This is a genomic window from Deltaproteobacteria bacterium, from assembly GCA_018668695.1.
Lineage (GTDB): Bacteria > Myxococcota > XYA12-FULL-58-9 > XYA12-FULL-58-9 > JABJBS01 > JABJBS01.
The window spans coordinates 1-14,426 of sequence record JABJBS010000389.1 but is presented as its reverse complement, the minus strand read 5'-3'; the positions used below and the strand labels follow the sequence as shown (position 1 = coordinate 14,426).

12 protein-coding genes, 1 tRNA gene and 1 other RNA gene are annotated in these 14,426 nt (G+C 50.8%); 10 read left to right on the top strand and 4 right to left on the bottom strand.

Features of this window, described 5'->3' with window-relative positions:
• The first annotated feature begins 31 nt into the window (after positions 1-31).
• Complete coding sequence (locus HOK28_23090) at positions 32-613, top strand: OmpA family protein (protein ID MBT6435994.1); 582 nt, start codon at positions 32-34, stop codon at positions 611-613.
• Between the two features lie 14 nt (positions 614-627).
• Here HOK28_23090 and HOK28_23085 read toward each other — a convergent pair whose 3' ends face one another.
• Entirely contained in the window at positions 628-990 is a 363-nt protein-coding gene (locus tag HOK28_23085; GenBank protein ID MBT6435993.1) for a hypothetical protein, read from the bottom strand.
• A gap of 198 nt (positions 991-1,188) precedes the next feature.
• On the opposite strand from HOK28_23085, the gene ssrS reads away from it, so the two are divergent.
• The 6 genes from ssrS to HOK28_23055 all read left to right on the top strand — a co-directional run bounded on the left by ssrS (position 1,189) and on the right by HOK28_23055 (position 8,753).
• Positions 1,189-1,372: non-coding RNA, 6S RNA (gene ssrS, locus HOK28_23080), on the top strand.
• Positions 1,373-1,443: 71 nt separating this feature from the next.
• A complete protein-coding gene (locus HOK28_23075; GenBank protein ID MBT6435992.1) occupies positions 1,444-2,001 on the top strand; it encodes a 5-formyltetrahydrofolate cyclo-ligase in 558 nt (185 codons plus the stop codon).
• A 72-nt stretch (positions 2,002-2,073) separates the two neighbouring features.
• The gene (rny, locus tag HOK28_23070) at positions 2,074-3,615 is read left to right on the top strand and encodes a ribonuclease Y (protein MBT6435991.1); all 1,542 of its coding nucleotides are present in this window, start codon (positions 2,074-2,076) and stop codon (positions 3,613-3,615) included.
• Between the two features lie 33 nt (positions 3,616-3,648).
• Complete coding sequence (locus HOK28_23065; protein MBT6435990.1) at positions 3,649-5,793, top strand: bifunctional (p)ppGpp synthetase/guanosine-3',5'-bis(diphosphate) 3'-pyrophosphohydrolase; 2,145 nt, start codon at positions 3,649-3,651, stop codon at positions 5,791-5,793.
• 153 nt (positions 5,794-5,946) lie between these two features.
• Entirely contained in the window at positions 5,947-7,725 is a 1,779-nt protein-coding gene (gene aspS / locus HOK28_23060; GenBank protein ID MBT6435989.1) for an aspartate--tRNA ligase, read from the top strand.
• A gap of 83 nt (positions 7,726-7,808) precedes the next feature.
• Positions 7,809-8,753, top strand: a complete 945-nt coding sequence (locus HOK28_23055) for a diacylglycerol kinase family lipid kinase (GenBank protein MBT6435988.1) — start codon at positions 7,809-7,811, stop codon at positions 8,751-8,753.
• A gap of 9 nt (positions 8,754-8,762) precedes the next feature.
• Here HOK28_23055 and HOK28_23050 read toward each other — a convergent pair whose 3' ends face one another.
• The gene (locus tag HOK28_23050) at positions 8,763-8,969 is read right to left on the bottom strand and encodes a hypothetical protein (protein MBT6435987.1); all 207 of its coding nucleotides are present in this window, start codon (positions 8,967-8,969) and stop codon (positions 8,763-8,765) included.
• A gap of 180 nt (positions 8,970-9,149) precedes the next feature.
• Between HOK28_23050 and HOK28_23045 the strand changes: the two genes are divergently transcribed.
• Both HOK28_23045 and HOK28_23040 read left to right on the top strand, forming a co-directional pair.
• Positions 9,150-9,226: transfer RNA gene (locus HOK28_23045), tRNA-Glu, on the top strand.
• Between the two features lie 333 nt (positions 9,227-9,559).
• Positions 9,560-11,818 carry an AarF/ABC1/UbiB kinase family protein gene (locus tag HOK28_23040; protein MBT6435986.1) on the top strand — a complete coding sequence of 753 codons (2,259 nt, stop codon included), beginning with the start codon at positions 9,560-9,562 and terminating at the stop codon, positions 11,816-11,818.
• Here HOK28_23040 and HOK28_23035 read toward each other — a convergent pair.
• Positions 11,800-12,636 (bottom strand): SDR family oxidoreductase, encoded by an 837-nt coding sequence (locus HOK28_23035; protein ID MBT6435985.1) that lies wholly within the window; start codon positions 12,634-12,636, stop codon positions 11,800-11,802. The two genes, HOK28_23040 and HOK28_23035, sit on opposite strands and share 19 nt — an antisense overlap.
• Before the next feature lie 52 nt (positions 12,637-12,688).
• Here HOK28_23035 and HOK28_23030 point away from each other — a divergent pair, with 52 nt between their 5' ends.
• Positions 12,689-13,303, top strand: coding sequence for a YigZ family protein (locus HOK28_23030; protein MBT6435984.1), 615 nt, complete (start codon positions 12,689-12,691; stop codon positions 13,301-13,303).
• A 77-nt stretch (positions 13,304-13,380) separates the two neighbouring features.
• On the opposite strand, the gene HOK28_23025 is transcribed toward HOK28_23030, so the two are convergent.
• Positions 13,381-14,426: hypothetical protein (locus tag HOK28_23025; protein ID MBT6435983.1), on the bottom strand; the 1,046-nt coding region annotated here is incomplete at its 5' end.

Sequence of the window (14,426 nt, the reverse complement as noted above, 5' to 3'; positions counted from 1 at the left end):
TTTGTCCCAGGCCGATAAAATCAAAGAGAAAATGCGGCAGAGAACACTGAACGACGCTGATAAGCTTAAAGAATTACTCGCTCCTGAAATCATGGACCGAAAGGTTGAATTGGAGATTACCGATCAGCTGATTACGGTGAGAATTCTCCAGAGTGGTTCTTTTGCCGCGGGCAGTGCCGATCTGAAGAAGGCCTTTATGCCAGTGGCCAAGCGTATACGAAATTCATTGGCAGAGATCCGTGGTTTCATCACAGTCTCGGGGCATACGGATAATCAGCCAATGAGTGGTGGGCGTTTCCGGTCCAACTGGGAGCTTTCTGGTTCCAGGGCTTTTTCGGTTATTCACCAGCTTCTCAAAGAAGGAGAATTGCCGGCCAACCGGTTTGTACTTACAGGTCACGCCGAAACGAGGCCGCTTGGTGAAAATGACACCAGTGAAGGTCGGGCACGAAACCGCCGCGTCGAGGTGGTCATTGACCAGCGCGATATCCGTCTCTTTGCGGATAAAGAACAGCCTGATGAGACGTTAAAGCAAGATACCGATAGTTTGAAGGAAGTTTTGAAGCCAGAAATCGACGATAAAACGGTCGAAGTTGAGAAAAGCAGAGATTAAGGGCTCAGCGGGGCTTATTTCTTTTTCTTACCTGATTTGGCCTTGGGCTTAGTAAGGTATTCTAAATTGGGAATGACATAGATGCGAACCTTGCCTCTGTGTTCATAGATATTGATTCCAGACCAGCCAGATTCTTTCTTTCTATTCTCAACATGCTGAGCGCGTACGGTGGGTAAATTGACGATGTGTCGCCAACGTCGTTGCCGGTCTCCCCGGAAGTACCGTTCGTAGTATTCGACGGTGTCATCGAAACTTCTGGGTGAGTCGTAGCGCCCAAGGTCCTCGAGTTCGATAGCACCAGGGACGAGTGGTGCGTCTGTTCGAGCGTCGGTGGCTCCCATGGTAAGGGCCAATGATAGAACGGCGATTGAGATCATGTTGCTTTCCGATCGGCAAAGTAATCCTTAAAACAGAGAGGTTTTTACGTGCTCGGCGGCCATCTTGTCAATTCGACATTGTTTTGAGGCGTAGTTTCCGTTGACCAAATCGTTACAATCTTAGAATATGGAATCGAGAGGCATCCTTCCGTCGTGTTACGGTATGCTTTGCTCTCTCACCCGGGGGAGCTTCGGCTCCAAACCCTGCCCGGTTCGTGCAAGCTCTTCGGTGCGCGTGAACCAATATTTACAAAAAGGGAGTGACTATTCGTGGGGCGGTGTGCCAGCCCGGCTTGACCGGGACGCCTAATGCCCCAGAGGTTGCCCCCACCTGGTTACCCAGGTTCATATGCCCAGAGCGGACGGCCAGGGCGGGGCCCCACTTCAGTATTTGATTATCCATCGGCTTTTGTTATGGCCAGGGACGCGTTTCACGGCCCAGAGGTTCTGTTGATGGGAAAAGTTAAATTAAGACAAGAGCTTAGGCTTCGGAGGGCGGCCATTTCAAAAGCCAGTCGAGCCGATTTTTCAGCGTCGGCGGCTCAAAATCTTGTTTCCATCCCCGAACTCTCCAAAACAGAGAATATTGGCCTTTTCGCGTCGGTTCGCGATGAAATAGACACTCGGCCATTGTTTGAGGAGCTGCTTTACCGTGGGAAAAACGTTTTTTTTCCGAGGATGCAAAAACAGTCCCAGTCTCTAAGCTGGGGGCGCATCGAGGCATGGGATGCCTTGGTGAGAGGTCCAATGGGTATCGGCCAACCCGTTGAGGCGCCGAACGGATCGAGTGAGCTGGGGTTGATTGTGGTTCCCGGCTTGGGTTTTGGGCTGAACGGTGGGAGACTGGGGTATGGCGCAGGGTGGTATGACCGCACTCTCGAATTGTTCGATGGGGTGGTCGTCGGCCTGGGTTTTGAATGTCAGGTATTGGATGGGGTGCCCGTTGAAGAGCACGACCATTTGGTTGATTGGATAGTCACAGAGTTGAGAGCCGTTTCCGTAAAGGAATAAGGTCCCGGCTAAATTGGGGCCTTGAGGCATTTCCTCTGTGTTTACAATAGAGAGGGTACGGCGGTGGTCGATATGACTGAGTCGTTATTGATGGTGGTCGTAGGAGTTGTCGTTGGCGGCTTGTTCTATCATCTATGGTTACGCGCGAAGGGCCAGACGCTTGATGAAGAAATCGAGCGACTGCGTCGAGAGGTAGAATCCGAGAAAAGACAACTCCTAAAGGCCGCTGAGCTTGAGGCGAAAGAAGCTTTGCTCAAGGTACAGGAATCTCACGATGAGCAAACTCGCCAGCAGCGTGCTCAGTTTGCAAAATCTGAAGCAAGGCTTCAGGATCAAGAACTGGAGCTTGAGGCTTCGGGGAAGCGGCTCGAAGAACGTAGCCAAGCGATGCGGGGCCGTGAGGAGAAGCTTGGGCGCGATGAGGCGACAACCGCAAAAGCTTTAAAGTCGGCGCAGGCTAAGGTCGAGAAGTGTGAAACCGAATTAAACCGAGTGGCTGGTCTGACTGCAGAACAAGCCAAGGCGGAGTTGATCGAAACCATTGTCGATGAAGCTCAGAAGAAGGCTGTGGGTCAGGTTCGAGCCATTCAAGAACGAGCACGTGCTGACGCAAATAGTGAGGCCCAGCGTATCTTGGCCGCCTCGGTTCAGCGTTTAGCTGGAGCGTACGTTAGCGAGAAAACCGTTACGACGGTTAAGCTGCCATCCGATGACCTCAAAGGACGAATCATTGGCCGAGAAGGGCGAAATATACGAGCGATTGAAAGTGCTACTGGGGTCGACATTATCATCGACGATACACCCGATGCAGTGATTCTAAGTTCGTTTCATCCTGTTCGCCGCGAGACCGCGAAGCTTGCTCTCGAAAAATTGGTCGAGGATGGACGAATTCACCCAGCACGAATCGAAGAGGTTGTGCAGGGGGCACGGGAAGAAATCGAGCAGCGTATTGTACGTTCCGGTGAAGAGGCTGTTCTTGAGCTAGGAATCCATGGGGTTCACCGAGAGCTTGTGAAACTTTTAGGTTCCCTAAAATTCCGTACCATCGATGGGCAAAACTTACTTGAGCACTCGCTTGAAACAGCTGAGATTGCCGGGATGTTGGCCGCTGAACTGGGCTTCGATGAAAAATTGGCACGGCGTGTGGGGCTCTTGCACTGCGTCGGTTATGCGGTGGAGCATTCCGTTGAAGGTGATCACGCTAAAGTAGGCTCTGAAGCTGCTAGGCGCCATGGCGAAAAGAAGAACGTTACCAAGGCTATTTTGCATTACCGGGATGAAAATCCACGGGACTTGGTGACCGTCTTGCTGCAAGTGGCCTCGCGTTTATCGGCCTCGCGCCCTGGGGCACGGCAAGAGAAATTAGACCAATATCTGCGGCGTCTTGATGATTTGGAAAAGCTTTGCACATCATTTGATGGGGTCGAGCATGCTTGGGCGATGATGGCGGGCACTGAGGTGCGGGTGGTTGCCAATTATGCATCCATCACTGATGACGAGGCTATGGTCTTGGCGGGTGATATTGCAGAGCGCATAGAGAAAGAACTAACATACCCGGGCGAGGTGAGAGTGACGGTGTTGCGGGAAGCCCGCGCCACCGAAATTGCTCACTAGACATCGGGGTACCAGGAGGCATAGCGTAGTATTATGGCAGCGACTCGTCGTTATGAAGAAATTGCTGAAGCGCTTAGCTCCTACTTACCAAGTCCCGATCTCGACTTGGTTCAAAAGGCTTATCTGTATTCAGCCAAGGTCCACGCAGGTCAGGTTCGCAAAAGCGGCGAAGCTTATCTTATTCATCCTCTGGAAGTAGCTTGGCTCCTGACGGAACTTCGGCTTGATGAAGCCAGTGTTGTAACTGGACTGCTCCACGATACCATCGAAGACACTCTGACGAGCATGGATGACATACGGGATATGTTCGGTCCGGAGGTTGCACTGATGGTCGACGGTGTAACCAAACTTTCCGAGATTCGTTTCGATACAGATGAGCACAAACAAGCGGAGAATTTTCGCAAGATGCTCGTTGCGATGGCGAAGGATATTCGCGTCATTTTAGTGAAGCTGGCAGACCGCTTGCACAACATGCGCACCTTGCACCATCTGCCTGACCGCAAACGCGTTCGTATCGCTCAAGAGACAGTCGACATTTACGCACCTTTAGCCAACCGCTTGGGTATCCACTGGGTGAAGAGTGAACTGGAAGATTTATCCTTTCAGTATTTGCAGCCAGAGGATTTCGCCGACCTCAAAGGCCGCGTCGACCGCTTGACCGAAGAGCGTCACGCCTATGTAGAAAACGTCGTGGATGTCATCAAGGCCGAAATGACAAAACGCGAGCTCAGCGTGGATGTGTCAGGGCGCCCGAAGCATCTTTTCTCGATTTTCAAAAAGATGTCTCAGCAGCAAATTGAGTTCGAACAAGTCTACGATGTCATTGCCTTCCGGGTCCTGGTGGATACGGTAGGGCAGTGTTACGAGGTTTTGGGTCACGTGCACTCCTTGTGGCACCCGATTCCCGGTCGTTTTAAAGACTATATCGCCATGCCCAAGCCCAATCAGTATCAGTCCTTGCATACGAGTGTGATTGGTCCTGAAGGCGAACGCATCGAGATCCAGATTCGTACACGTGAGATGCAGAAGATTTGTGAAGAAGGTGTTGCGGCACATTGGGACTACAAAGAGGGCGCAAACCTTAGTGAGGGCAACAAGAACCAGTTTGCTTGGCTTCGCCAGCTCATGGAATGGCAGCAAGACTTAAAGGACCCCAACGAATTTCTTGATACCGTTAAATACGACCTGTTCACCGATGAAGTGTTTGTTTTTACGCCTCGCGGTGAAGTTATTTCATTAAAGCGCGGGTCGACACCTGTGGATTTTGCTTTTGCGATTCACACTGAAGTTGGCAGCAAGTGCGCGGGCGCCAAAATCAATGGGCGGATGGTTCCGCTTCGGCACGAACTCAAAAACGGCGACATGGTTGAGGTCATTACAAACTCCAACCAGCGACCCAACCGTGACTGGTTGAAATTTGTTGCTTCTGGCCGGGCAAGGCAGAAAATACGGACGATTATTCGCAGCGATGAGCGTGAGCGGTCGCGAGAATTGGGCCGCGACATCTTGGAGCGCGAGCTCAAGCGCAATAACTTCTCGTTGAATAAGCTACTCAAAGACGGACGTATGCAGGCGATTGTGGAGCGTTCAAAGCATCGTGATGTCGAAGGACTCTATGTGGCGATTGGCTACGGGAATACCACGCCGGCCCAGATTATCTCTAAGCTGGATCCTCAAACGCCGCCTAAAGAAGCTGAGCCGACTCCATTAAGCACTATTTTCAAGAAGGTGGCTCGCCGATCAAATTCGGGGATTGTCGTTTCTGGTATTGAAGATGTGCTGGTCCGGTTTGCGAAGTGCTGCAACCCACTACCTGGAGACTCGATCTTGGGTTTTGTCACCCGAGGACGAGGTATCACCGTTCACCTCAACACCTGCTCTCGAGCCATTGATATGGACCCTGAACGCCAAATGGACGTTTCGTGGGATGATGGAGCCAGTATTGCGCGTCCGGTGACTGTACGAGTCACTACCGAAGACCGGGCAGGGCTTTTGGCCGAGATTTCCCAGATTTTCACCAATGCGTCGGTCAATATCTCCGAGGCCAACTGTAAGGTGGTTGGCGAGGACCGTGCGGTGAACACTTTTGAGGTTCTCATCCGCGATAAAGAGCAACTTCGCAGCGTTGTGGGCAAGATAAAGGGACTTCGGGGCATCGTAAGTGTGGACCGTGTTTGACGCAGTGCTTGATCTCCTTGGCCCTTCTGCTAGGAGGCTACTTTAGAAACAGTTTTAATAGAACCCTTGTTCTTGATAACAACTGTTTTCATTGGCCTTTACGGTGGAGAGAATGTCGTGGCTCGGTTTATTCATGATCTGAAACGAACCCATATGTGCGGGGAGCTTAGAGCTTCTGATAACGAATCCGAAGTGGTACTCATGGGTTGGGTCCAAAATCGGCGAGATCACGGAGGTTGCGTGTTTATTGATTTGCGCGACCGAGACGGCCTGACACAAATCGTATTCGACCCACAAATTGATCCAGTTGCTCACGAAAAAGCCGGCGTGCTTCGAAGTGAGTGGGTTTTGGCTGTGCGAGGCACCGTTCGCGACCGTGGTGGCAACGTTAACCCGCGTCTGGATACGGGAACCATCGAAGTTGCTGCGTTAGAGGTTGAAGTATTTGCATCTTCCCCAACGCCGCCATTTCAAATTGAAGACGGCATCGATACATCTGAAGAGGTTCGTTTTAAGTATCGCTATCTCGACTTACGTCGTCCTGAACTCCAAAAGAATTTCATGACACGCCACCGCTTCAATCAGCTGGTGCGTCGTTCGCTTGACGAGCAGGGCTTTCTTGAGCTTGAAACGCCTTACCTGATTAAGAGCACTCCAGAGGGTGCGCGTGATTACGTGGTTCCAAGTCGCGTCCATGCCGGAAAGTTCTTTGCGCTTCCTCAGTCGCCGCAAATTTTCAAGCAGCTTTTCATGGTGAGTGGCTACGACCGCTATTTTCAAATTTGTCGCTGTTTTCGCGATGAAGATTTACGAGCCGAGCGTCAGCCTGAATTCACTCAGGTCGATTTAGAGATGAGCTTTTGTTCACCGGAAGATGTGCAAGAGGTTGTTGAGCAAATGCTGGCCATGATTTTCCGAGAACTTAAAGGCGTGGAGGTTCCGCTACCGTTTAAGCGTATTCCTTATGATGAATCGATGGACCGTTATGGTGTGGATGCACCCGATATTCGTTTTGGCCTAGAACTCATTAATCTCGGTGAGATTGTCAAAGACTCCGACTTTAAAGTGTTTGCTGATGTGGCTAAACGCGGAGGATTGGTCAAAGGAATCAATCTAACGGGCGTTGGCGAGTTTTCTCGCAAGGAACTCGATTCCCTCACTGAATTTGTGAAGGTCTACGGCGCCAAAGGTTTGGCCTGGGTCAAGATCAAGGAAGATGGTTCATGGCAGTCTCCAATCGCTAAGTTTTTCAGTGATGAGAAAAAAGCGGCAGTGGTAGATGCGATGAAGCTCGGGGTAGGCGATGTAGCAGTCTTTGTTGCGGATACAGCAAAGATAACCAATGCCGCTCTTGGTAATTTGCGAAAGCATGTAGCCAAGGAGCGAGGCATCGTAAAAACCAACGAATATGCTTTTTGTTGGGTTACCGATTTTCCATTGATGGAGCATGACGAAGAGTCAGGCCGTTTTGTGGCAGCTCACCACCCATTCACCGCACCGCGGGTTGAAGAACGAGAGCTTCTCAAGACCGATCCGGGCAACGTTAAAGCTCAAGCTTACGATGTGGTCCTCAATGGTGTTGAGATTGGTGGCGGTTCTATCCGAATTCACGAGCAGGCACTGCAGCAAGATATGTTCGCGGCACTTGGTGTTGACGAGCATGAGCAGCAAGAGAAATTCGGCTTTCTCTTGGACGCACTTCAGTACGGTGCACCACCTCACGGCGGACTTGCCTTGGGTGTAGACCGTATCTTGATGCTCTTGTGCGAAACGGCATCGATTCGAGATGTGATTGCATTTCCGAAGACCCAAAAGCAGACAGACTTAATGCTTGAGTCACCGTCTGTGTTGGACTTCAAGCAAATGCATGAGCTTCATATTAAAACGGCGCAGCCACAAAAAGCAGCTCCTGAGGCTGAGAGCGAGGGCTGAACCTCGCTTTAGGCGGTAAGAAGCTGGTAGGGTTTTGAAATGCGTTGAGGGCTGGGCCCTAAAACGCGGTCATTGGGGTGATTATGAAGACCTTTGTTGTAGCAAATCCTAAGGCAGCTGGTGGTAAGGTTGCGAAACGATGGGCAGAGCTCTACCTGAGCATTTCTTCCAGTCTCGGCAACACAACCCTACGGTTTACCGGGCACCAAGGACACGCCACGGAGCTTGTTCGACAGGCCATCCATGATGGTTACGAGCGCATCGCGATAGTTGGAGGAGACGGAAGCATCAATGACGGTGTGAATGGCTTCTTCGATGATTCGGGCGAGCAAATTAATCCTGAGGTCATTCTAGCGATTATTCCTGCTGGTACCGGTGGCGATTTCTCTCGCTCGATTGGCATGAGTGACGTGAACCCAGAGCAGGCATTGCGGTCTGCCTCAGTACGAAACGTCGATTTAGGTCGAATGAGACTATCTGATGGCAAGGGCGGGGAGACTACCCGTTATTTTATGAACATCGCAAGCTTCGGTTCCACCGCGGCTATCATGGATAAGATCAACAGCGCGCCCAAAATTCTGCCCGGTAAGGCAACTTACTTTTGGGGCAGTATCAAAGGCTTGATGACTTACCAAAACCAGCGAATTCGGCTTCGCGTAGATGATGTTTTCGATGAAGAACTGCGCGTCAACTCCGTAGCAGTGGCCAACGGGCGTTATTTTGGTGGTTCGATGAAGATAGCGCCAAAAGCACGGCTGACCGACGGTCTTTTAGACGTGGTAATTGTTGGCGACGTTAGCTTAGGTGAGTTTCTTAGAAGCAACAAAAAGCTCTACAAGGGCGAGCACCTCGACCTGAAGCCTTTTACGTTTCTGCGAGGTAAGGAAGTGATTGCTGAGCCGGTAGATTATGATCCGGTCTTACTTGAGGCAGATGGCGAGCGGCCTGGCCAGCTCCCTGCGCGAATCGATCTGGTGCCCGATAGTATTCGCCTATGGGCCCCTTGGGATCGCGCTGAGGCAGGTTGATCCTGTTTTTTAGTCAGGTTTTGGCGTTTTTAGAGCGCCGGCACTTACCAGCTGGGCCCATTGGTTCCACTGCGTAGGGTCTGAACTGGCCTGCTCACAAGTCCCTGTGGCCTCAGTAACGCCTTCTACGGTACAAATTGCCTCATCATCCACTAAGGGTGCGTCACAACGATGAAATTCAGTCACAGTCGTACCTTCTTCTTTCTCTATATCCATGATTTCCCCCTCCCAAAGGAACCATTGGCCTATCGGTCGGTGCCACTGAGTTCAAGCCATAATCTGGTCTTTGTCGCGGCGGCTTCTTAAAAAATGTACAAGTGCAAAAAAATGCATGGATGATGAAAGATTCTCTTGCAAAGTTTAATCGGGTTGGGTAATAACGCCTCCACCAACTGCGTCCCGTTCGTCTAGTTGGCCTAGGACACCGCCCTTTCACGGCGGCGACAGGGGTTCAAATCCCCTACGGGATGCCACTTTTACCTTCTCCATTACCAGCTTTCCGCTGGTTTTTTTGTGTCCAAAATCTAACGAGTACATCTCCTAAACACCCCAGAGGCGAAGACATAAACACTTACTGGACCCAGAAGAGTCCGGTGAACCACGCGTTTTATAGGATGATCGTGAGAATCCGATCATTGAATGTTTCAGCCTGATGAGTAGCTTCTAGATACTGGAAGAACTGCAGTGAAAAACGCAGTTGATGGTTACTTTTACGAAACATCCAGCACTAGAGCCCGATAACCCTGTGTAAGGTTCAGTTTACTGGGCCATCAATATCAATATGAATAAAAATACAGGAGCTCCTCATGGGCATTCACTCCGTTGCCTCAGGCATCATTGCGCCACCTTCACTTGGAACCACCGCACCATCGGCAGACGAACCGGTTTCGACAACTTCTACATTACCGGAAGCGCCCACGGATAGTTTTGTCGGCACGGTAGCAGGCAGTCTCTGGTCGTTGGGACGTTCACTGGTTGGGGGCATCACAGCCCCTACGAATATTCCTGGAGCCCAGCCACCAACTCTCGCAGCCGATGCGAAAGCATTGCGGTCCTTTGCCCTGGACCTTGTAAAAGCTTCTGGCACTCAGGGTGACGAGCATGCGCGAGCCCAGGCCATTCGATTGGCGATGGCAGAACACCCTGAGGTGGTTCTTTGGATTTGTGAGGGTCGCGATGTGGCGCAGCTTGCTCAAGCGGCAGATTTACCAACACTGCCCGATGGCGCAAACCCGGTTTTGGCCGTGCTTCCTCAGCTCGGATCCGGAATGCAGAACGCGTGGTCCACTCTCGAGTCGTACAGCGCGCTCACGTACTCGCTGAGCGCAGCGAATGACTATCACAACGCCATGCCTGAGGGCAGCCTGTTTGCCGCTGTGGAGGCGATGAGTGCAGGTGTCGGCGCTGCAATGGTTCGGCGCATGGGGCGGCAGGCCGTCGTCTCACTGGCGGCAAGAGTGGCACGTGAACAGGCTCAGACGAAATACGCCGCGATGACAGCTGAAGATAGGTTGGCCCTATTGGAATATGTGCCAGACAGTGTGTGTGGGTCCGTGTCTTCTCAAATCGATACGGCAATTATTGATGCTAAAATTTCAGAATCTGATGAAGTGAAGATGATGCTCGACCCTGACCAGGGTTTCGACTTGGAGAATGTTCCTCCCGCATTCCGAGCGTTTTTCGAGAATGTCCTGACTCAGTACTTTGACAAGCTTCCCATCGAGGACAAGCGCCGGATTGCCGTGGGCTTGCTTGAGCTACCTCCCGGTACAAGTGACGAAGATAAGCTGGCGGCAATTCTTAATAACAGCGGCCCTGCAATGCAGAAACTGTTTCAACTTTTTGGTGATGATGTAAAAAGTGAAAAGGTTGGAAAGGTTATGGCGGCGCTGAAAAGTCAGATTAAACCTTTTGATAGCCACATCGCTCGCGCGACTATCGAACGCGACTTGAATGGCGAGATCGAAGATATCTTTTCAAGCTTCAGGGATAAGCCACTGGCGGCAGCAAGCGTGGGTCAAGTTCATGCAGCAACCTTAAAAGACAGTGGTGAGGACGTGATTGTGAAGGTTATGCGCCCTGGTATCCGAGAGCGAGCAAGGCGCGAACTTAAACTTTTAAAAGAGTTAGCTCCGGGCGGCGGCACCCGAAAAATTGTGGATAGATTAGAATCATCATTAATGGATGAATTGGACTTTACCTTGGAAGCCGCAAATATGAAGGCAGGCGAAGTTTACTGGAAGCCGCAGAAGGGTGTTTTTCCAATCGGGCTGGCGGGTGATTTTGAGACAACACAGGACGTGCTGGTTATGGAGAGAGCCTACGAAAATCCTATCGATAAATTCCACGGCAAAAGCTTACCTCTTAAGAGTGAAGCCTTGGCCACGTTTACGGAACTTTGGTACGACAATGCCCTGTTTGGCGATGGTTTCTTTCATGGTGACCTCCATGCAGGAAATATCTTTTTTAACCCAGAACCTTTGCCTGGCTATGCACCATACGGCCGAGATTATCAGCTGACTTTGATTGATTTCGGGGCATGCGGAAAACTCTCGAAGCTCGAAAGGCGCGGCGTTTTATCCTTAATTTTAGGAGCAGCGACTTCGTCACCGGAAATAGTAACGCGTGCCTTGTGCGATTTGTGTGAGATAACCGAAGACCAAAACGAAGCGCTTCAGAATTACTCTGCGGATGTTTTTAAAAGTGGGGTGAGCACATCGGTTGCCTGTAATGACATTGTTAATAAAGCGATTGAGCTTGAAATTGGGCTGCCTAAGAATTTTGTCTTGTACAACCGCGGCCGTGCATTCTTAGAGAATCAGATTCGCGACACCAACAAGGAACTGGATGTTTGGGATAAAGAGGGAAATGTGAAGCGTGAAAATCCAGAGAAGATTTTTAGAAATCTAATGGTTTGGAGACTGGGCCAAGATTTGGTGAAGTCAGCTTTGCATATTCAGTCATCCGAGGATGCCTACTTAGACCCTGAAACAGTTACACAGATTGTAGATAAATATCTGCCCGCGGATGAAGGCTATGACAGTGATTACGACTTTATGTTTTGATTCTGCTCTTCGATGATGCGCGCTTTATTTCTCTTGCCCTTGCGTTCCATGATGGGGCGAAGGAGCTTGCGGATGCCAGGCATCACATAGGCAGCTTTGGCCAGCCGACCAGAGTTCGCGGGACGGCATCTCTCCGGCGCTCCATCCTGGATACAGGCCAGCACATCGTCGGCGATTTCGTCGGGAGTACTGATGGGCTGCGAAAGCGTCAAATGCGACACGTTTTCAAGATGGTCCATAATAAACCCAGTGGCAACGGGGCCCGGAGAAACCAATGAGAAGGTGACGCCGCTCTCGGCCAGCTCTTGGCTAAGCGCTAAAGAAAGTGCCCTTAAACCAAACTTGGTTGATGAATAGGTTGCTGCTTCTGGAAGCGGGAGATGTCCGGCTAAGGACGCAACGTTGACCACGGCACCGCCGCCTTCACGCAGGTGCGGGAGAGCAAGGTGGGTGAGAACGAGAGGCCCACGCAAGTTGACGTCAACCATCTTAGCAAGGTCCATCGCAGCCACGTTTTCAAAGAGTCCTCGGTGGTGCAAGCCGGCATTGTTTACCAGGATATCAATCTTCCCGTAGGTCTCGAGTGTGGTCTTGATAAGTCGCTCTTGGTCTTCATGTGAACCAACATCAGTGGAAACGGCAATGGCCTTGCCGCCCGCAGCGACGATGGATTGTGCGAGCTTTTCAAGGGGTTCCAATGTGCGGGCCGCGAGAGCCACCGACACACCCTGTGCGGCAAGTTTACGAGAGACAGACTCTCCAATTCCAGCAGATGCTCCGGTAACGATGGCGACTTTGTTTTGCAGTGAAAATGGCATAAAAACCTCGTGTGCATGAATCAGCCCAGCTGCTTAGCAGGGGCGATAAGAAATGGCCATAGAACCGATGCTTAGTATCCAAGAGAATGCAGTCGTTGAAATCGATAAGATTAAAGGCTCTCGCTTTATTGGGCTCGTTTTTGCGGCCAAAGACCTTGAAGTCGCTCAGCAATTACTTGCGGAGGTTAAAGCCGAGTATGCTGATGCTCGCCACTGGTGCTGGGCGTGGCGAGGCTTACATCCCGATGCGATGCGGTACAGCGATGATGGTGAGCCATCGGGTACCGCGGGAAAGCCCATGTTAACGGTGCTCGAAGGTGCCGACCTTTCAGAGGCACTTGGAGTGGTTATCAGATATTTTGGCGGTACGAAGCTTGGTAAAGGCGGTTTGGTCCGTGCTTATACGGACGCCATGAAAGCTGCGGTGGAGGCTTGCGTCACCGAGGTTAGAATTGAGAAAGTTAGTTTTCGTTTGGAGCTTGATTACTCCCTTGAAGGCTCCGCTCGTCATTTACTGGAGGCCTGTGAGGCTGAGCTTGATTCGAGTGATTATGGTGAATCGGTGTGCTGGCGGGTGACTTTGCCCTCGGTGAATCAAGAGAGATTACGGCGAGAGTTTCAGGAGTTGACTGCAGGACGCGGCGGTATCGAACTGGTCGAGGACTGAGGTTGAAGAGAAGGGCGATGCCGGATGCACGAGGAACCCATTCTTCGTGCACCCGGTGGACCTGCTCCAACCAACTATTAGGAGCCGATTTTACGAATGATGCTCATGGAAGTTTCATGAAGCGTCTTGGAGATATTCGACATCATCTGAAGAAGTTGCTGCTGCTTTTGCAATGCGTTTTGAAGGTCTAGGTTGGCCATCTGGGCGTCTTCGCCGACGGAGTTGAGAAGGTCTTCTAATCGGTCAATTTCATCATCAAGCTCTGCAGCAGTGTTGATTTTTTCACCTGTTACAATAAGATCTGGAGTCATGTCATTGGTGGTCACCGCATCGATAAAGCCATGATTTTGGGCAGAATCGGATGGAGAACTGATTTTAGTAGCGTTCAATTCAGCGGATTCGTTTTCTGGGCTGCTAACCTTTGCAAGTGATTCTTTGTGCAACTTTAGTTCTTCTAATGCGATCAGAAGGCTACCGGGACTACCAACATGAGCATCGAGACCATATTCTTCTAATTCAGCGCCAGCGTAATCACGAATCGTCTGGTATCGATCAGCAGCAACACGGCTTAATTCGCAACAATCGTTTAATAGGTTACGAGGACTCTGGGGGGTAAATTTACTGATAATATCATTTAATCCAGGAATTTTTATACCAATGCTTGTTTTATTGGTTCCGTTGCAGGCTTCCATGGTTTCCGCTGTTGCTTGTGTTGCGCTCATCTCAACCAATTGTTCGGGAGTCATGGCTTCTACAATGTCTTCCCAGATTGAATCGAGTTCGTCCGCTACCTTAAAGTCGCTTCCACCAAGAGCGTGAACGAGGTGCCAAAGTTCCTGAGTGCTCATATGAGGAATGGCGTCGAGAACATCTTGACGGTATCCATCGGTTGTTAACATACGGCTTTCTAATGTGGTTATGCCGGTATCTGATTCATGTTTCTTAATATTTTTTATAGTCGATTGAGTTTTGATTCGCTGGTTTTGGCTTAATTCTGCAGGTTCAACTGTTTCGGTAGGGCTCTGTGTTTGGCGGCTCGACTGCCCTGTGGAAAGTCCGTTTAGGCCCGTGGTAGCAGCTTGCTCATCGCTCACCGGTCCGATTGCAGTTTTTACTTCACGGA